Origin of the sequence: Flavobacterium sp. WV_118_3, assembly GCF_039778605.1 — a bacterium.
Classification (GTDB): Bacteria; Bacteroidota; Bacteroidia; order Flavobacteriales; family Flavobacteriaceae; genus Flavobacterium.
In genome coordinates this window covers 2,272,869-2,293,087 of record NZ_CP156060.1, presented here as the reverse complement: position 1 = coordinate 2,293,087, position 20,219 = coordinate 2,272,869, and the positions used below count along the sequence as shown (strand labels likewise).

Here is a 20,219-nt window from a genome sequence, read left to right as displayed (position 1 = left end):
GGAAAACCGTCTATGTCCGAAAGTCAATCTGCATATCGCAATATACTAAAAGCGACTTCCATTTTTGGAGGTGTTCAGGTATTCAGTATACTGGTTTCGATTATTCGGTCGAAAATTATAGCGGTGCTGATTGGCCCGGCCGGAATGGGAATAGCCGGATTATTAAATGCGACGCTAAATCTGATAAGCGGATTCACCAACCTCGGATTGGAAACCAGTGCCGTAAAAGATATTTCACAGGCAAAAACGACGACTAAAGACAATGTAGACCGGGTTGTTTCGGTATTGTCAAGAATCTTATTTTGGGCAGGAATACTGGGAGCCTTTTGTACGATCGTGTTATCGCCCTGGTTAAGTCAGCTTTCCTTTGGGAATTATGACTATTGCTATGCCTTTATACTGTTGGGCTTCGCCGTTTTTTTTAAGCAGCTGGCAACAACCAATACTACCATATTACAAGGACTACGGGAACATGCCTATTTTGCGAAATCGAACCTTTTTGGTAATCTTTTCGGATTGTTACTAATTGTACCGTTGTATTATTACTGGGAAACGGATGCGATTGCGCCGGCGATCATTGTGACCTATCTGATTTTGTATCTGGTAACGACGTTTTATATCCGGAAATTAGCATTAAAAAAAGTGCATTTAAGTTCAGGTGCGATCATACAGGAAGGAAAAAGTATGTTGCGTTTCGGTTTTATGCTAAGCCTGAATAGTATTTATATTTTAATTGCCGGGTATATTCTGCAGATTTTTATAAGCCATATCGGAAATATTAGTGAAGTAGGACTTTTTAATGCGGGCTTTGTAATCATCAATACCTATGTCGGATTGGTTTTCAATGCAATGGGAACGGATTATTATCCGAAATTGGCAGTCCTGTCCGGCGATCAGCAAAAAGTAAATACGTTTGTGAATCAGCAGATTCATGTAGCGGTTTTACTGATGGCACCGATCATTATTCTGTTTATTATCATCATGCCGTATATGATCATAGCCTTATATTCGGTTAAGTTCTTACCGGTTATAGCAATGGTAAAATGGGGAGTGTTAGGCATGCTTTTTAAAGCCGTTTCCTGGTCGTTAGGCTATATTATGATTGTAAAAAATGATTCCGCTTTATTTATAAAAACCGCACTGCTTTTTAACAGTTTGTCCATAGTGTTGAATCTTTTTGGGTATTATTATTACGGATTGGAAGGCTTGGGAATCAGTTCGTTGGTCTATTATGCGATACATTTGTTAATCATGATCATAATTGCACGGAAATATTATAAAGTATTTTTTGATACTGCTTTCAAAAAAGTATTTTTGTATAGTATCCTAATGTGTACCGCGGTTTTTATGCTAAGCTATATCGATACTAATGAGCCACTAAAATATGGTACTCAGATAGTGATTTTTCTAATGGCTTTAGGCTATTCCGGTTACCAATTGAATCAAAAAATGGATATAAAAGGAGCGATTAACCAGTTTTTAAATCGAAAAAAGTGATGGGTATTTATAAAAGCTTAAAAAAGATACACCATAAACTACTGTTTTTTAGTACGGTGAATTGGATTAAAACGCTGTATTTTAATTTTAAAATGTTTCCGTTTAACGAAGCGCGAAAACTTCCGGTTTTCTTTTACGGAAAAGTGAAATTTCAGAGTCTACGCGGTAAAATACAAATCAATGCACCGTTGGAATTGGGAATGATTGGATTTGGACAGCGGTATGAAATGAATACGGTTCATCAGGGAATTGCAGAATTGAACCTGTCCGGGACACTGATTTTTAATGGATATGCGCAGTTTGGAAAAGACTACTTTTTATATGTTGGAGATAAAGCCTGTTGCGAATTTGGAAATATGAATTCCCTGGCAACCAACAGTAAAACCATTTGTACCAACAGTATTACCATCGGGAATTATGTACAGACCGGAGCCGAATCGCAAATTATAGATACCAATTTTCATCCGCTGGAAAATAAAATAACAGGCGAGAAATATCCCGTATCGGCTCCCATTAAAATCGGGAGTTATGTCTATACCGGCAATCGCGTGTCGATCATGCAAAAAACCGTTATACCCGATTATTGCGCGATAGCATCCAACAGTTTATGCAATAAGGATTATTCGGAAATCGAACCACACAGTATCATCGGAGGACTTCCGGCCGAATTGAAAAAGTGCAATATTGGTAGGGACTGGGAATCCGAAAAAGCAAATATGGAAAAATGGCTGGTGGTTACCAATATTTTAAAAAACTACTAAAAATTAGTGCCATGTCTTCAAATACGTCTCAGCTATTGGGATATAATAATGCTCCTTTTCGATAAACTGCCGGGCGCGTTGTCCGATAGCGGTAATTTCATCCGGATTTTCGATTAAAAAGGACAATTCGGAGACAAGGACTTTCACATCAGGAACGGCATTTATGGCTACTTTTTCGGTTAGTTTATAATGATCATAGAACTCCGTTTCGGCACCGGTAAAAACCACTTTCCCCTTTGCCATTGCTTCGAGCGCATTATAACCCTGATCAAATCCATAGATCTGATCCAGTACGATATGGGCTTTATTATAGGAATTAATATAAACCGCATACGGAACATTTTCGGTCACAATAACCTCAATTTGGTTGGGGTATTTTTTTTGAATGATTTCAAGCGCTTTTTCAAAATAGGAAATCCCTTTTTTAATGTAGCTCAAACGATTAATACCCAGAAAAATAACAATTTTATCCGTAATAATATTGGACTGAAATGGGATCATATCACTATTAATCGGATTCGGAATAAAGGCAACGGTATAGCCCATAGTTTCCATCGGAATTTTATAGTCCAGATCGGAAACAAGTACCGTTTTGCATTGTTCGAAAACCCAATTAAAAAGCTTTCGATACTTCGGATAGGTATATTTTAACGAATATTCGAATTGTAATTCTAACGACCGGTCTTTGAGATAAGGAGTAAGCACCGAATATTTTAGTTTGTCTTGCAACAGATAATCATTGACCGGCGTTTCGTCTCCACAAACCAATAGCGAAACTGTAGCTTCCGGGTTTTGAGAAAACAGCTTTTGATAGAGCTTTTGACTCCAGTAAGGATGGGTTTCGAGTGCATCGGAGTTGATCAATTGAATATGGTCAAATCCTTTTAGCTGAGGAGTTACTAAATAAAACCGAATCGCCCGTTCAGTCATTTCCAAATTGAGTCCGGTAAAACGAAAAATAACATTTTTCAGTTTTCGGGGAAACCAATAGCGGGTTGTCCATGACGTTCGGATAGAATAGTCGACGGCATAATTTTTAAAATTATCACCAGAACCGACTAGTGTTACCTGATGACCCAATGCTGTCAGGCCTTCCTTTAACGAATTGTGAAGCCGGCTGTATTCCCCTACTAAAAGTATTTTCATTACCGATGCAGAAATTTTTATATTTGTGTAAATATAAAAACAAATTGGAGAACGAATTTAAAAATGATGATTTAGAAATCCTGATAGCAACAATGAATCGGGATTCGCTGGATTTTCTGAATCGTATTTTTACTTTTTCACCGTACCATACGTTTAATCTGTTGATTATTAATCAGACCACAGAAAAACAACTGCTGCATTCGGACTATCCCAACGTAAAGGTGATCAATGTTTTCGAAAAAGGCCTTTCCAAAAGTAGAAACCACGCACTTCGCCTGGCAACCGGTAAAATTATACTGATAGCCGATGATGACGTGGTATATCCGGAAGGATTTCAGGAAACCATTCTTAAAGCGTATAATGCAAATAGTACGGTTCCGATAATTTGTTTTCAGACGCTTACCACCGAAGGGAAACCGTTTAGCCGCTATGCTAAAACGCCTTTTTTTTTCGGAACAAACAACCTGAATAAAGTATTGTCTATCGAGGTAACGGCGCGATTGGAAGCGTTGCGAGATACAAATTGTATTTATAATGAATGGTTTGGACTCGGGGCTCGTTTTCAGGATGCGGAAACCCTGTTTTTTTTAAGAAGAGCCATAAAAAGCGGCTTACGGGTGTTGTTTTACCCGGAAAATATTGTCATTCACGAAAGTCATTCCTCGAGCGATGAGGTCACTTCCGATCGTTTGATTTATGCAAAAATGGCTGGATTCTACAAGCGTTTTGGAGTGGGAGCCTATTATTACCTGTTGAAATACCTGTTTTTTTTATGGCGAAAACGGTATGTGTCATTAGCCGGATTGTATCCGAAATTAAAAACAGGATTAAAAGGAATACAGGATTACAAGGAAATTTTAAAAACAAAAGAAGAAACGTTACATGGCTGATATAGAGCAAATAGGAACCTTTATTGCGATCCCTAAAATAACCGATCCAAGAGGTAATTTAGCGGTAATCGAAAAAGATACCGTTCCCTTTGAAATCAAAAGGATTTATTATTTGTATGATGTACCAAGTGGAGCCTATCGCGGTGGACATGCCCATATTGCTCAAAAAGAATTTCTGATTGCCTTAAGTGGTAGTTTTGATGTTTTGCTGGACAATGGAAGCGAAAAGGAAAAAGTAACACTCAATCGTCCGGATAAAGGATTGTTAATCCGTGAAGGAATCTGGCGGGAACTGGACAATTTTTCATCGGGCGCAATTTGTCTGGTGGTTTCCTCCGATGTGTATGAAGAACAGGATTATATCCGGGAATATACCGATTTTATAAACTCAAAACGCACCTAGTCGGATGTTTTTCTTTTCCAGATAGTTTTTAAATTGTTGCAACCGGATTAGAAAAAAAGCCGGAAGCTGCAATAGAAAACGTTGTTTTGGCAATAAATTGCTTTTGTCGATTTGTTGTGCCAATCGTTTAAAAGTAGTGCGATCACCATGGATTTTGCATTGTAGCGCCAACGAAAACCGATTGATGTCAATTGCTTTTTTGGCGATTGGATTTTCGCGTTCCATTTCGATAAACCGTTCGAAATTACAAAAATTACGACTGTTGAATTTTCGGTTCGACAGACTTCCCGGAACAAAAGTATGCCGTGCTGTAATACGGTTATACAGACCAATTTTATAGTTAAAACCGATACGAAACCAATATTCGGTGTCTTCTCCATTGGAAAGTGCCTCATTAAAAGGACCTACGTTTGTAAAAACACTTTTGTGAATGGCGGTGGTATAAGCCGACAAAAGGACGTGAGCCATACTGGTTTTAAAAAGATCGACTTCTTCCATAATGGTATCGGGCAAATTGCTGTAGTGCGCCGGATAAATCCCATTAGCGGTTTCAACTTCGAGTAATGTCGTAAAAACGCTCAGGTGATTCAGTGTTAGAATCGTCTCGTGCAGTTTTTCGAGATGCTGCGGATACCAGTAATCGTCGGCATCCATAAAAGCAAAATACATTCCGGAAGCGTGTCGCATCGCAACATTACGCGCAGCCGAAACACCTTGATTTTCGGTTGTGAATATACGAATCCGGTTATCGGAAAAATGCATTACTCTTTCCAGACTGGCATCGGTGGATCCGTCATTTACGATGATGATTTCAAAATCCGTAAAAGTCTGCTTCAAAATACTGCTTACCGTATTTTCAATGTAGTCCTGTTTGTTGTATAACGGGATAATGACGGAAAAAAAAGCCATATTCGATTAGTTTACCACACAAATATAACCCAAACGATATAAGTCCAGACAAAACAGACTGCGGTTTTTTCCTAAAATCATTTTGCGGAGCAAGGGTTCGGAAATCCGGAAAAAGAAGCCAACGACCTTGTCCAGACGCCACTGTTTTAATCGGCTGTAGTGTTTGATCAATGAATTGATGTTTTCAAGTCCGGGAAGTTCCGGAGCGAAATGCTTCCGTATTTTTACCGCTTCCAGGGATTTTCGAAAAAAAATCATATTCTCTTCCAGACCAAGATGCCAAATCGGATTGTCGATGTGGTATACTGGGATGGTGTTTTTATAGAGTTGATAGGAAAAATAACTATCCATACCGTAGCTGTTATTTTCCGGAAAAGGGAGATTTAGAAACGTATTTTTATCCATTAGTAGATTACCGGAAAAAATATAATGATACGGTTTTGTATTTCTGACAGCAGCCGTGTGTGACTCTCTGTAGCGCCCAAATTCCCATCGCAAAATCGTGGCTTCGTTTTGGTGTTCGGAACGATATTGATAACCACCAAAAAGAACAGGATAGTTGTTCGGAATTGCGGCAATATAGTTTTGTAAAAACGTATCTGATACGGGTAAAACATCGGAATCGAGAAACAGTACATACTCGTATTTAGCTTTTTGGGCCAGTAATGTCCGCGTTTGAGTACGTCCTAAATTGGATGCATTTCGAAAATAAGAATAATGTTCGGATTCCTGATGCAAAGCCTTATTGCGCTCCGAAATTATCGTATCAGTTGAACAGTCATCCCAACAGATAATTTCGAATGCCAATGGTAGCGCATTTGCTTCCCGAAGAAGAGTACGAACCAGTTCGCTGATATCATAGTTATAAGTTGGAATTAATATAGAAAGCATAAGGCATTCAAGTGTCTTGCGTAAAACAATTATACGACTGCAAGGTAGTTTTTTTTTGGTAATTATTGTTGGATTACAACCGTGGTATAGAAAGATGGTCGGATATATTAGTGTTTTCTCAACGGCAGATATCCTTTTCGGTTACCATACAATAGTACTACGATAACCATTAAAGATTCAAACGGATAACTAAAGCGGGAATTGTTTCCATAAGTACTGATGGCCTGAAGTACGGAAGTGCAAAAAATGATCATAGAGAAAACAAATTCGGGTGTGATCTTTTTTCGGGTAAAAAAGTCAAGCAACTGAAATGGAATCAGCACTACAAAAATGATTTTTAGCAATTGTAAAATAGCCATTTGAATATACCATATACCGATAAAAACCTTATTGATATAAGGAACTTTAAAATCGTGGTAATTCCAGTACATGTCGACTTTCCAGAAATCGACCCACGATCGGAAAAGCACCTGTTTTAGATAATCGACAGGATTATTTTGAATTGCGGTTTTGCCAAATTGGTTCAATTGATCCGAAAGTTCAATAAAAGACAAACCGGTAGCGTTCCGAAGATCAGCATAGGCAAACCAGATACTCATGGCGATGTCGGTATGCTCTTTTTTGGCAATTTCCCGATGCTGAACATAAATTTCCCGGATTGTTTTGAATTCATCCGGTGTTTTCTCGGCAAAATAAACACAATTCTGAGCAACATTGTAACCGTAAAAAGTCGTAGGAACAAAATGTCCGGTGTTGATTTTATTCACATACGACCATCCTAAAAAACTAACTATGGGAAAAATAAAAATAAGAATCCGCTTGTTGATGATTCGGCGGAAATGAAAATCTTTTAAGACATAAAAACCATAAAAAAGAAACGGAAGAAAAATATAAAACGGCTTGATAAAAACCAGATAACCCAATACAAAACCAAAAAATAAAAGAGCCTTTAACGACGGATTTTCCATAAAAGACCGGAGGTAGGAATACACGGCCAATGTCATGAAAAAAAGTGTTAATGCTTCGGTTAATATTGCAGTTTCATAGAAAATCACATGTAAAAAAGCCGACAGAAAAAGACAAAGCCATATTGCCGGTTTGGGATGAAATTTTAGCAAAAGCAGGTTTTTATATAGTAGTATTGAAGTGAAAATGCCGATTGTAAGCTGAAAAAAAACAGTAATAGTCAGATTGTTGCCGGCAACTGTTATCAATAACGGATAGCCAGGTGTTCGTTCACCAACATAACCGGAAAGTTGTAACTTACTTAAAAGACGACCTAAATAAATATAACCTTCCGAATCGGGGAAAATAGTAACGTGCTGGTAAAATAAAACAATGAATAAACGGAATAAAACACCGAATAGAATAAGGGTAATAAGGGGTTTTTGTGAGATACTATTGAAAAACCGTTTTAGCATAGTAAAAGCAATTACACGGTTCGTTGTACCACCTCAAACAAGGTTTTATCTTCGCATTTCAGGGTTTTGGAAGGATATTTCATTAATAACGCATAATCGTGCGTGGCCATTAAAATGGTTTTTCCGTTTTGGTTGATTTGTTTCAAAACCTCCATAACTTCCACACTGGTTTGCGGATCCAGATTTCCGGTTGGTTCATCGGCTAAAATTAACTCCGGATCGTTTAGTAAAGCCCGGGCGATAGCGATTCGTTGTTGTTCACCGCCAGAAAGTTGGTGCGGCATTTTATTCACAAAATTACGCATACCCACTTTGTCCAGTACTTCCTCAATCTGTACCTGCATTTCTTCCTTCTCAGCCCATCCGGTTGCTTTTAAAACAAACTCCAGGTTGTCGTGCACATTGCGGTCCGGAAGTAATTTAAAATCCTGGAAAACAATTCCCAGTTTACGTCTCAGATAAGGGATGTCCTTTTCTTTCAATGTTTTTAAATCATAATCCACAATGGTTCCTTCGCCTTCCGTTAGCGGTAAATCGGCATACAAAGTCTTCATAAAACTACTTTTTCCGGAACCGGTTTTTCCAATGATATAAATAAAATCGCCGTTTTTTACCTCAAGGTTTACATGAGCTAAAACAGCATTATTTTCCTGGTAAATGGTTACATCGGTAAGGGAGAGAATAGTTTGTGACATAAGTCTGTATGTTTTATTTTGGTAAAAATAAGAAGTTAAGAGAGTCCTGCAAAATTTAAAACGAAATTTACAACAATTTATTTCCGTAAGAAATTATTTGGTTTGGTTTTTGAGGGAACTCCTGCAATAAACAAAACCGGACAAACGTTAATACCAGTATATTTTGATATATTTGGTTTTTAAAAAAAGTAACAATGCGAAAATTAGATAGGCTATTATTTATTTCCTTAACGCTGGGTGCGATGAACCTCGCGGCACAACAATCGAACATCTATACGCACGATTTAGTGGACTACCAAAAAGCGTTGTCGCTTTACAAAGACAAACAGTACCAGGCAGCTCAAATCCTTTTTGATAAGGTAAAAAGCGCCAACAACAGTTCGGAAGTAAAAGCCGATTGTGCCTATTACAGTGCCAATTGTGCGATTCGTCTGGAACAATCGGGCGCCGATCAGATGATGGAAAGTTTTGTCGAAAACTATCCGACCAGTACGAAACAAAATCAAGCTTATATCGAAGTAGCACATTATTACTTTGATCAGGGAAACTATGTTCAGGCACTGAAATGGTTCGATAAAGTCGATGAAAATGCCATGACCTTAAGCGATAAGGAACGCTATAATTTCCAGAAAGGCTATAGTTACTTTACTGCAAAAAATAAAAAAGAAGCCGAAAAATATTTTAATAAGGTTGTTAATTCCAAAGAATATGGTTCACAAGCCAAATACTACCTGGGTTATATGGCCTATGAAACCGATAACTACAAAGATGCCACTCAGTTTTTTGATCAGGTAGCCGATAAGGACAAATACAAAGAAAAAATGTCCTACTTCCAGGCGGATATGAACTTTAAACTGGGGAATTTTCAAAAAGCAATCGATGTAGGAATCCCACAATTGTCCAAATCCGACGCCAACGAAAAATCCGAATTGTCCAAAATTATCGGAGAGAGCTATTTTAACCTGAAACAATACGACAAAGCCTTACCGTATCTATTGGAATACAAAGGCAAAAAAGGCAAATGGAACAACACCGATTTTTACCAGTTAGGGTATGCCTATTATAAAGCCGGCGATTATGAAAATGCGATCGCTCAGTTTAATAAAATTATCAACGGACAGGATGCGGTAGCGCAGAATGCCTATTATCATTTGGCGGAAAGTTACCTGAAAACCGATAAAAAACAACAGGCTTTAAATGCATTCAAAAATGCCTCTGAAATGGAATTTGACGCTAAAATCCAGGAAGATGCCTATTTGAATTATGCCAAACTGAGCTACGAAATCGGAAACCCGTACCAAAGTGTACCGGAAGTCTTGATGGGCTATCTGAACAAATATCCGAATACGGCGTATAAAGCCGAGATCGAATCCTTGTTGATCAACTCGTATATTACCTCGAAAAATTATAAAGAAGCGTTGGTATTACTTGAAAAGAGCAAAACGCCGGAGAACAAACTGGCCTATCAAAAGGTAACGTTTTACCGCGGATTGGAATTGTATACCGACGGGAATTATAACGAGGCACTGGCTTTATTTAAAAAATCGATTGCCGAACAACGCGATGCGAAATTTACCACACGTGCGACGTTCTGGAAAGCCGAAACCGAATATGTGTTGGGACAATTCAGTGATGCACTAATCAGCTTTAAACAATTTTTGGGAAGCGCGGAAGCCAAAAATACACCCGAATATAAAAATGCCAATTACGACCTGGCGTATACCTATTTCAAGCAAAAAGAATACGAACAGGCGGCAAAATATTTCCAGGAGTATATCAATAGTGCAAAAGACGATAAAGTACGTCTTAATGATGCCTACCTGCGAATGGCCGACAGTTATTTCGTGACAACCAAATACTGGCCGGCGATGGAAGCCTATAATAAGGCGATCGAGCTAAAAAGTGTTGACGCGGATTATGCCTATTTCCAAAAAGCGATCTCCTATGGATTTGTTTCCCGAAACGATAAAAAAGTAGAGGAGTTAAACGGATTCCTAAAAGCTTATCCCAAATCAAAATACGCGGATGATGCCTTATATGAAATGGGGAATACCTATGTAACCTTAAACAATACCGAAAAAGCCTTACAGGCCTACGACCGTTTGATTACGGATTACAAAGACAGTTCGTATGCGGCAAAAGCCATTTTAAGACAAGGTTTGATTTATTACAATGCGGAAAAAGACCAACAGGCGTTAACGAAACTGAAAAAAGTAGTAGCCGATTATCCGAGAAGCCAGGAGGCGATGGAAGCGGTTTCGACGGCACGTCTGATTTATGTCGATCTCGGAAAAGTAGACGAATATGCAAGTTGGGTAAGAACCCTTGATTTTGTAGAAGTTACGGATGCTGATCTGGATAAAACGACCTATGAAGCGGCGGAAAAACAATACCTGCAAAACAATTTAAAACCGGCGATTTCCGCATTTACTGGTTATCTGGCGAATTTCCCGAATGGAATTTCGGCTTTAAAAGCTAATTTCTATCTGGCACAAGCCTATTTTGCAGAAGGTCTTGGAAACAATGCGATTCCGAATTACGAATTTGTGATCGGAAAATCCCGAAATGAATTTACCGAACAGTCCTTGGCGCGTTTATCGGAAATTCATCTGAAGAAAAACGATTATGCCAAAGCAATTCCGGTTTTAAAACGATTGGAAACAGAAGCCGACTTCCCGCAAAACGTAACCTTCGCACAATCCAATCTGATGAAATCGTATTACGAGCAGAAAGATTATCCGAATGCGGTGATTTATGCCGATAAAGTACTGGCAAATACTAAAATTGAAGACCGTATTAAAAGTGATGCGCAGATTATCGTAGCGCGTTCGGCTATTAAGTCAAACGATGAGGCAAAAGCCAAAACAGCCTACGCAAAACTACTCACCATAGCCAAAGGAGAGCTGGCGGCAGAAGCATTGTACTACGATGCGTACTTTAAAAACAAGGATGGTAAATTTGAAGCATCGAATACCGCCGTTCAAAAACTGGCTAAAGATTATTCCGGATACAAATATTTTGGAGCCAAAGGTCTGGTGATCATGGCGAAAAACTTTTACGGCTTAAAAGACAGTTTCCAGGCAACCTATATCCTGGAAAGCGTAATCAAAAACTTTAGCACGTATCAGGATGTGGTAGAAGAAGCCAAAAAAGAATTAGACTTTATTAAATCGGAAGAAGCCAAACGCAATTCCTCAATAACCAATTAAAAGGAGCGTACTTTTTCGTACTAATAAATACAGCATATGACAAAGACCATTCAATATAAAATCGCATTCGTACTACTTTTAGCAGGAAGTCAGACGCTTTTCGCGCAAAAGAAAGACGAAAATCTGGGAACAGAAGTAGTAAACGTAGTAAAACCGTATACGCCAACGATTTCCGATGCTTTTAAAGTAAAAGAAACGCCAACGATAGACGACGAAGACAATACGCAGAAAAAGGAAATACAATACAATATTTTTTCCTTTCCGGTAGCGTCAACCTTTACGCCATCCAAAGGAAAAGCCGCCGGAGTAGACAAGGCACAAAAGGAAAAATTATATAACAATTATGCCACCTTGGGATTTGGTAATTACGCAGCCGTAAACGGCGAATTGTTTGTGACCAAAAACCTAAGCAATAACGAATATGTAGCCGGAATGTTCCGTCATATGTCATCGCAGGGTGGAATCAAAGATGTATTGCTGGATGATAAATATTCAAACACTTCGCTGGATTTAACCTATGGAAGCAAACAGCGGGATTTCGACTGGAATGTCGATTTAGGCTACCAGCATCAATTGTACAACTGGTACGGGTTACCAACCGATTACCTGACATTTGACGATCCGGATATGTTGGCGGCGATCAATCCGCAGCAAACCTATCAAACCTTAAAATTAGGCGGGCGATTGGGAATGAAAGACAGTTATTTTAACGAAGCCACATTGCAATTCAAACGTTTTTGGGATGCAAAAGGAAGCGCTGAAAACCGCTTCTTTATCAAACCGTCGATCGATTTCGAATTCAAAGACAATAAATTCAAAACCGATTTCGTAGTGGATTATGTAGGTGGGAATTTTGAAAAAGATTACTACAATCTGCCGGATAGCGAAATGAAATATAGTTACCTGAATTTTGGAGTACAACCGAGCGTTTTATTAAAAGAAGGTGATTTTTCGGTTCAGCTTGGCGCGGGACTTTTTTACAACATGGGAAAACTGAATAACGAAAGTGACGGGAAATTCTATGTGTATCCAAATGTAAAGGCATCCTATAAAGTAGTGGGTGATGTAATGATTGCTTATGCCGGTGCCGAAGGTGGATTAAAACAAAATACCTATGCCGATTTTGTTGGCGAAAACCAGTTTGTAGCACCTAATCTCGTGATCGCGCCAACCAGCGAACAATATGATATTTATGTTGGATTAAAAGGAAAACTGGCGAATAATGTAGCCTACAACGTTAGAGGATCGTATAAAAGTGACGACGATAAAGCGTTCTTTAAAAGTAATATATATGATACGGCCAATACCAATACCGAAGGTTATGTATACGGAAACTCGTTTGGTGTGGTATACGACAAGTTAAAAACCATTAGTTTTTTCGGAGAACTAAAAATGGACTTCTCTAAAAATGTAAGCTTCGGATTGAATGGTACGTTTAACAGCTTTACAACCGATTTGGAACAGGCGTGGAATATGCCAACGGTAAAAATTGGCGCGGATTTCGACTTTAACATCACCGAAAAATGGTATGCCGGAACGAATATCTTCTTTGTAGGCGATCGTAAAGACCAGTTTATGCATACCGATGTTTCGCTAACCGAACCGATGTTTAAAACCGTAACCTTAGACAGTTATTTTGATCTGAATGCACATGTGGGTTACAAGCACAACGAACGTCTTACAGCTTATCTGAAAGCCAACAATCTGGCAAGTCAGAACTACCAACGCTGGCTGAATTATCCGGTACAGGGATTCCAGTTCCTGATTGGAGCCAGTTATAAATTCGACTTTTAATTAAAGTGTTCAAATAAAAAGGGAAGCCTGCAAAACAACTGTTTTTGCAGGCTTTTATTTTGTTTCTTTGTATATCATTACAAGAATAGAAATGACATTTAAACAAAAAATTGTACAACATCATCTCGTTTTATTACAAGATAAAATTGATGTTTTCAGAGATATGATTTCCGGATTGGCAGAAGATGCACAAAACGATGCAAAAGGATCGGCTGGCGATAAACATGAAACCGCACTGTCGATGATGCATTTGGAACAGGAAAAATTAAGCGCCAAGTTACAGGAAGCGCTTCAGATGAAAGCCATATTGGAAAAGATCGATGCCACAGCAACTACCTCAAAAATTGCCGTAGGTAGCGTGATCAAAACCAATGGGATGTATTTGTTTATGAGTGCCGCTTTGCCTAAAATTGCGATCGACGGTGTCAATGTAATCGCCCTTTCGCCGCAATCGCCATTGGGAGTAAAATTAATGGGTGGCGGAATAGGAGAAACCTTCGAAATCAACAGTTCAAAATATACAATCGAAACAATCGATTAGCACACAAAAAATGAAAATAAAAAATATACTACTGACCGGATGTTGTCTTATTTCGGCCTGGATCAACGCCCAGAAAAAACAGGAAGCCGATCTGATCGTTTCGGATGCGAAAATCTATACGGTGAATAAAACATTCCAGACCGCAGAGGCAATGGCCGTTAAAGACGGGAAAATTATCGGCGTTGGAAGTAAAGCGGAAATCCAGAAAAAGTTTTCCGCGAAAAAAGCCCTGATCGCCAAAGACAAATATATATATCCCGGATTCTACGATGCGCACGCCCATTTTTACGGACTGGGAATGAACATGCAGGCGGTAAACCTGAGAGGAACCAAGAGTTTTCAGGAAGTAATCGAAAGGATTCAGGCGTTCCAAAAAGTAAAAAACCATACGTTTATCATAGGCCGCGGATGGGATCAGAACGATTGGAAAGAAAAAGAATTTCCAACGAAAGAGTTATTGGATCAGTACTTTCCAAATATTCCGGTGGTCTTAACCCGTATCGACGGACATGCCATGTTGGTGAATACAAGAGCTCTGGAACTGGCCGGAATTACAGCCAAAACCAAAACATCAGGCGGACAAATTGAAGTCAAAGATGGAAAATTAACCGGAATTCTGGTCGATAATCCAATGGAACTGGTATCGGTTATTATTCCAAAGCCGACCCGCCAGACGCAAATTACGGCCTTGCAGGAAGCGCAAAAAGAAATGTTTCACTACGGATTGACCACGATCAACGAAGCTGGTTTGGAACGCGATATCATTGATTTGATCGATAGTTTACAACAGGAAAACAAACTGGATATTAACATCTATGCAATGGTCATGGCGACCCGCGAAAATGTGGATCATTATACCCAATTGGGAATTTATAAAACCGACAAACTAAACGTGCGTTCCTTTAAATTTATGGGTGACGGCGCGTTGGGATCGCGTGGTGCGTGTTTGCATCAGGCGTATTCCGACAAGCCAAAACAATTCGGAGCCTTATTGTCGCCAATTCCAACGATTCGGGAAATCGCCAAGCAGATCGCCGAATCGGATTACCAGATGAATTCCCATGCAATTGGCGATTCGACGAATACCGTATTGCTCAAAATTTACAAAGAAGTATTGGAAGGCAAACCCGACCGTAGATGGAAAATCGAACACGCTCAGATTATGCGCGAACAAGACTTCGATTACTTTAAATTGGGAATCATTCCATCGGTACAACCTACGCATGCGACATCGGATATGTATTGGGCGGAAGACCGATTGGGTAAAAAAAGACTACAGTATTCATATGCCTATAAAACCATGTTGCAAAAAGCCGGATTAATCGCCTTGGGAACCGATTTTCCAATCGAGGAAGTTAATCCGATGTATACGTTTTATGCGGCCGTAGCGCGAAAAGATCTTAAAAACTATCCGGAAAAAGGATTTCAGTCGGAAAATGCATTAACCCGTGAAGAAACCCTAAAAGGAATGACCATCTGGGCGGCGTATTCCAATTTTGAAGAAAACGAAAAAGGAAGTTTGGAGGTGGGTAAATGGGCCGATTTTGTTATTTTCGATGCAGATATTATGACCATGGATATCGACGGTGTACCGTATGTGGTACCGGTCAATACCTATGTAAAAGGAAAACAGGTAAAATAAGAAACGATGATGTTAATAGCGATAGTGCTTTTTGTAGCCGGGATTGTATATGCTGTGATTCGAATCACGAGTCCGAAGTCGATGCATACCAAAGAACAAAATTATACGATCGATGAAAAGTATAATGCGGCCAAAGTTGAAAAACAAAAGGAAATCGACCGTATATTGGAAAAAATAAATAAAAACGGCGTACAATCGCTAAACAGTAGGGAAAAGCAACTGTTGGACGATTATTCCAAAAACTAAATAAAACCGGGCAATTGTCCGGTTTTTTGTTTTAAATACCCGGGATTAAGGTTGGAACTTATAGATTTTAACCCAAACGCTACAAATCGGATGCTTTACGTTATATATTACTTCTGAATTGCTTTTTTTGATTTTAAATTTAAACTAAAATAAAGTTTTTGCTTTTTAATTAAAACTGATATAGGCAATTTTGTGATGTAATAATAACCATTTAAAGCAAAAATAGCATGTGCGGGATAGTAGCAGTTATAGGAAAAGGAGTCGATGCGGAATTGGTACAACAATTGTCCAAAAGAATGTCGCATCGCGGTCCGGATGAAAGTGATTTGCATATCACGGAAAAAGGACATTTTTTAAGCCACGAACGTTTGTCGATCGTCGATTTGCAAACCGGAAAACAACCAATTCAGGGAACCAATTCGGCCTGGATGGTACACAATGGCGAAATTTATAACCACAAAAAACTACGCGATACCGTACTAAAAAACCATACGTTTCGCACGACATCCGATTCGGAAGTGATTGTGCATTTATATGAAGAATATGGCTATGAATTTTGTGATATGCTCGATGGGATCTTTGCCTTTGTTGTGATTGACGGTGATGAATTTATGGCAGGTAGAGATCCGTTGGGTGTAAAACCACTGTACTACGGAATTGACAGTCACGGAGCGATTTATTTTGCCTCCGAAATGAAAGCCATAGCCGACCAGTGTAAGTCGTTTGCAGCCTTTCCGCCGGGGCATTATTATTCGCCTAAAACCGGATTTGTCAAATACTACCAACCGCAATGGGAAGATGCTGCAAAAGCAGTAGAACCGCTTGATTTAAAAGCAATCCGGGAAACGCTTACAGAAGCGGTACGCAAACGATTGATGAGTGATGTGCCGATTGGCGTTTTGTTATCCGGTGGATTGGATTCGTCGTTAACCTCTGCGATTGCCTCCCGATTAATGACCGAAGCCGGAAGTCCGAAATTGCATTCGTTTTCCATCGGATTGGATAGCAAGGCACCGGATGTGATTGCCGCTCGTGCCGTGGCCGAATATCTGGGAACGGAACACCATGAAATTTACTTTTCGGTGGAACAGGGGATTGAAATTCTGGATACGTTAATCTGGCACCTGGAAACCTACGATGTCACCTCGATTCGTGCCAGTACGCCGATGTATTTTCTATCGAAGGCCATCACGGAAAAAGGAATCAAAGTAGTATTGTCCGGAGAAGGAGCCGATGAGATTTTTGGCGGTTACCTGTATTTTAGAAATGCGCCATCCGTAGCCGATTTTCAGCAAGAAACGATCGAACGCGTACAGAAATTAGCCACTGCTGATTTACTACGTGCGGATAAATCGACTATGGCGCACGGATTGGAAGCGCGGGTTCCGTTTTTGGATAAAGCCTTTTTAAGCCTGGCGATTAAAATCAGACCGGAAGAAAAACAACCCGCAACCTATGGCGGCGTAGAAAAATACATCCTTAGAAAAGCGTTCGACACACCGGAAAAACCCTATCTGCCGGATAGTGTATTATGGCGTCAAAAAGAACAATTCTCGGACGGCGTGGGCTATAACTGGATCGACGCCTTAATCGAATATGGTACGGCACAGGTTACGGATGAACAGTTGGCCAAAGCAGCCGAAGTGTTTCCGCACAATACGCCAACCACCAAAGAAGCGTATTATTATCGCACCATTTTTCAGAAACATTTCCCACAAGCGAGTGCGGCCAAAACCGTGCGCAAGTGGATTCCGAAATGGCAGGAAAACCAGGATCCGAGTGGAAGAGCCAATAAGGCTCACGTTAAGGCCGATACGAATATTGCCACCCTGAAAGCGACATTATGATCTTTCATATGTGATTAGTTTGTTTGTTTGAAAAGCACCGGAAATCTACCGGTGCTTTTTTGTTTTTTAGAGCGAATGTGAAATGTTAAAAAGTAAGAAAAATAGGCGGTAATTAAAGGCTTTTGTTGATAACTTACGGCTAATACGGGTTATTTTTAGTGTATAATCCTTTGCGTTTTCATATATTTGCCTGTTAGACGAAAAAATACATTTTTTAGAATATAAATTATGAGCGAAGAAGTTAAGAAAAACAATTATTCGGCAGACAGTATTCAGGCGCTTGAGGGAATGGAGCACGTAAGAATGCGTCCATCCATGTATATTGGAGATGTAGGAACACGTGGACTTCACCATTTGGTTTATGAGGTTGTGGATAACTCGATCGATGAAGCTTTGGCCGGACATTGTGATACCATATCTGTAACGATTAATGAGGATAATTCCATTACGGTTGAAGATAACGGTCGTGGTATTCCGGTAGATATTCATAAAAAAGAAGGCGTTTCCGCATTGGAGGTTGTAATGACCAAAATTGGTGCGGGAGGTAAATTTGATAAAGATTCCTATAAAGTATCCGGAGGTTTACACGGGGTAGGGGTGTCGTGTGTTAATGCATTATCCGACCATTTGCGTGCAACGGTTCACAGAGAAGGAAAAGTATACGAACAGGAATACGAAAGAGGTAAAGCGATTTATCCGGTAAAACAGATTGGTGAAACCGAAAAAAGGGGAACGATTGTAACCTTTAAACCGGATCAGACCATCTTTACACAAACAACGGAATATTCCTATGATACCTTAGCGGCTCGTATGCGCGAATTGTCATTCCTTAATAAGGGAATTACAATTACGTTAACCGATCGCAGAGAAACGGATAAAGAAGGGAATTTTGTGGGTGAAGTTTTTCATTCGAAAGAAGGATTAAAAGAGTTTGTTAAATTCCTGGATGGAAACCGTGAGCCGATTATCGGACACGTGATCAGTATGGAAAGCGATAAAGGAGAAGTGCCGGTTGAGGTGGCGTTAATCTACAACAGCAGCTATTCCGAAAATATCTTTTCTTACGTAAATAATATCAACACCCACGAAGGAGGAACGCACTTACAGGGATTCCGTAGTGGATTGACCCGTACGCTTAAAAAATACGCGGACGCTTCCGGATTGTTGGAAAAACTGAAATTCGAAATTTCGGGTGATGACTTCCGTGAGGGATTAACCGCGATTGTATCGGTAAAAGTATCGGAGCCACAATTCGAAGGACAAACCAAAACAAAATTAGGAAACCGTGAGGTAGTATCACCAGTAAGTCAGGCGGTAGCCGAAATGTTGGAAAACTACCTGGAAGAAAACCCGAACGATGCCAAGATCATTGTTCAAAAAGTAATTTTGGCAGCGCAAGCACGTCATGCGGCGAAAAAAGCCCGTGAAATGGTACAGCGTAAAACCGTTATGGGTGGCGGTGGATTACCGGGTAAATTATCCGATTGTTCCGAACAAGATCCGGCAAAATGTGAGGTATTCCTTGTCGAGGGGGATTCCGCGGGTGGAACGGCTAAACAAGGGCGTGACCGTGCGTTTCAGGCGATCCTTCCGTTGCGAGGTAAGATTCTAAACGTAGAAAAAGCCATGCACCATAAAGTATTCGAAAACGAAGAGATTCGAAATATCTTTACGGCATTAGGGGTTACGATTGGAACAGCTGAGGATAGTAAGGCTTTGAATCTTGAAAAACTACGATACCATAAAGTAGTGATCATGTGTGATGCCGATGTCGATGGTAGTCACATTTCTACACTTATTCTGACGTTCTTCTTTAGATACATGAAAGAACTGATCGAAAACGGATACGTATATATTGCAACACCACCATTATATATGGTGAAAAAAGGAAATAAAAAAGAATACGCGTGGACCGATGCGCAACGCGATGGAATTTCCGAAAGAATGGGCGGTGGAACGAGTATCCAGCGTTATAAAGGTCTTGGAGAGATGAACGCAGAGCAGCTGTGGGAAACAACCATGAACCCGGAATTCCGAACGCTACGTCAGGTGTCTATCGATAGCCTTGCAGAGGCCGATCGAATCTTCTCGATGTTAATGGGAGATGAGGTACCGCCGCGTAGAGAGTTTATCGAGAAAAACGCAGCATACGCTAAAATTGATGCTTAAATCGCAAATAAAAAAGGATGTCCGGGAAACGGCATCCTTTTTTATTTGATAGCAATTTAAAAAAATGTGATTTTTTTAAACCATGTATTTTGCGTACATAAAATTTGTATATTGGGTAACTCAATAAATCAAAAAAATTAATTTAATACTTATTTTAC

The 20,219-nt window shown here is 39.7% G+C and carries 16 protein-coding genes; 11 read left to right on the top strand and 5 right to left on the bottom strand.

Annotated elements, in window-relative coordinates:
• Positions 1-12: 12 nt before the first annotated feature.
• Both ABFU83_RS10795 and ABFU83_RS10790 read left to right on the top strand, forming a co-directional pair.
• On the top strand, positions 13-1,497 hold the full coding sequence (locus ABFU83_RS10795) for an oligosaccharide flippase family protein (RefSeq protein ID WP_347065865.1): 1,485 nt from the start codon (positions 13-15) through the stop codon (positions 1,495-1,497).
• Between the two features lie 56 nt (positions 1,498-1,553).
• Positions 1,554-2,258, top strand: a complete 705-nt coding sequence (locus ABFU83_RS10790; RefSeq protein ID WP_347065864.1) for a transferase — start codon at positions 1,554-1,556, stop codon at positions 2,256-2,258.
• A 3-nt stretch (positions 2,259-2,261) separates the two neighbouring features.
• On the opposite strand, the gene ABFU83_RS10785 is transcribed toward ABFU83_RS10790, so the two are convergent.
• The gene (locus tag ABFU83_RS10785) at positions 2,262-3,404 is read right to left on the bottom strand and encodes a glycosyltransferase (RefSeq protein ID WP_347065863.1); all 1,143 of its coding nucleotides are present in this window, start codon (positions 3,402-3,404) and stop codon (positions 2,262-2,264) included.
• A 5-nt stretch (positions 3,405-3,409) separates the two neighbouring features.
• On the opposite strand from ABFU83_RS10785, the gene ABFU83_RS10780 reads away from it, so the two are divergent.
• Complete coding sequence (locus ABFU83_RS10780; RefSeq protein ID WP_347065861.1) at positions 3,410-4,294, top strand: glycosyltransferase; 885 nt, start codon at positions 3,410-3,412, stop codon at positions 4,292-4,294.
• On the top strand, positions 4,287-4,697 hold the full coding sequence (locus ABFU83_RS10775; RefSeq protein ID WP_347065859.1) for an FdtA/QdtA family cupin domain-containing protein: 411 nt from the start codon (positions 4,287-4,289) through the stop codon (positions 4,695-4,697). Before ABFU83_RS10780 ends, ABFU83_RS10775 begins: the two co-directional genes overlap by 8 nt.
• On the opposite strand, the gene ABFU83_RS10770 is transcribed toward ABFU83_RS10775, so the two are convergent.
• From ABFU83_RS10770 to ABFU83_RS10755, 4 genes are all read right to left on the bottom strand, one after another.
• Positions 4,683-5,606: a glycosyltransferase family A protein gene (locus tag ABFU83_RS10770; RefSeq protein ID WP_347065857.1), complete on the bottom strand. Its 924-nt coding sequence runs from the start codon at positions 5,604-5,606 to the stop codon at positions 4,683-4,685. The two genes, ABFU83_RS10775 and ABFU83_RS10770, sit on opposite strands and share 15 nt — an antisense overlap.
• 6 nt (positions 5,607-5,612) lie before the next feature.
• A complete protein-coding gene (locus ABFU83_RS10765; RefSeq protein WP_347065855.1) occupies positions 5,613-6,497 on the bottom strand; it encodes a glycosyltransferase in 885 nt (294 codons plus the stop codon).
• 107 nt (positions 6,498-6,604) lie between these two features.
• Positions 6,605-7,918, bottom strand: a complete 1,314-nt coding sequence (locus ABFU83_RS10760; protein WP_347065854.1) for a phospholipid carrier-dependent glycosyltransferase — start codon at positions 7,916-7,918, stop codon at positions 6,605-6,607.
• A gap of 11 nt (positions 7,919-7,929) precedes the next feature.
• A complete protein-coding gene (locus tag ABFU83_RS10755) occupies positions 7,930-8,613 on the bottom strand; it encodes an ATP-binding cassette domain-containing protein (RefSeq protein ID WP_347065852.1) in 684 nt (227 codons plus the stop codon).
• Positions 8,614-8,807: 194 nt separating this feature from the next.
• Between ABFU83_RS10755 and ABFU83_RS10750 the strand changes: the two genes are divergently transcribed.
• From ABFU83_RS10750 to gyrB, 7 genes are all read left to right on the top strand, one after another.
• A complete protein-coding gene (locus tag ABFU83_RS10750; RefSeq protein ID WP_347065850.1) occupies positions 8,808-11,822 on the top strand; it encodes a tetratricopeptide repeat protein in 3,015 nt (1,004 codons plus the stop codon).
• Between the two features lie 36 nt (positions 11,823-11,858).
• Positions 11,859-13,616, top strand: coding sequence for a TonB-dependent receptor (locus ABFU83_RS10745; RefSeq protein WP_347065848.1), 1,758 nt, complete (start codon positions 11,859-11,861; stop codon positions 13,614-13,616).
• A 91-nt stretch (positions 13,617-13,707) separates the two neighbouring features.
• Entirely contained in the window at positions 13,708-14,157 is a 450-nt protein-coding gene (locus tag ABFU83_RS10740; protein ID WP_347065846.1) for a hypothetical protein, read from the top strand.
• A 10-nt stretch (positions 14,158-14,167) separates the two neighbouring features.
• Positions 14,168-15,799: an amidohydrolase gene (locus ABFU83_RS10735; RefSeq protein WP_347065845.1), complete on the top strand. Its 1,632-nt coding sequence runs from the start codon at positions 14,168-14,170 to the stop codon at positions 15,797-15,799.
• Positions 15,800-15,805: 6 nt separating this feature from the next.
• Positions 15,806-16,045 (top strand): DUF6576 domain-containing protein, encoded by a 240-nt coding sequence (locus ABFU83_RS10730; RefSeq protein ID WP_347065843.1) that lies wholly within the window; start codon positions 15,806-15,808, stop codon positions 16,043-16,045.
• 227 nt (positions 16,046-16,272) lie between these two features.
• The gene (gene asnB / locus ABFU83_RS10725) at positions 16,273-17,892 is read left to right on the top strand and encodes an asparagine synthase B (RefSeq protein ID WP_347065841.1); all 1,620 of its coding nucleotides are present in this window, start codon (positions 16,273-16,275) and stop codon (positions 17,890-17,892) included.
• Between the two features lie 228 nt (positions 17,893-18,120).
• A complete protein-coding gene (gene gyrB / locus ABFU83_RS10720) occupies positions 18,121-20,061 on the top strand; it encodes a DNA topoisomerase (ATP-hydrolyzing) subunit B (protein ID WP_347065839.1) in 1,941 nt (646 codons plus the stop codon).
• Positions 20,062-20,219 lie beyond the last annotated feature (158 nt).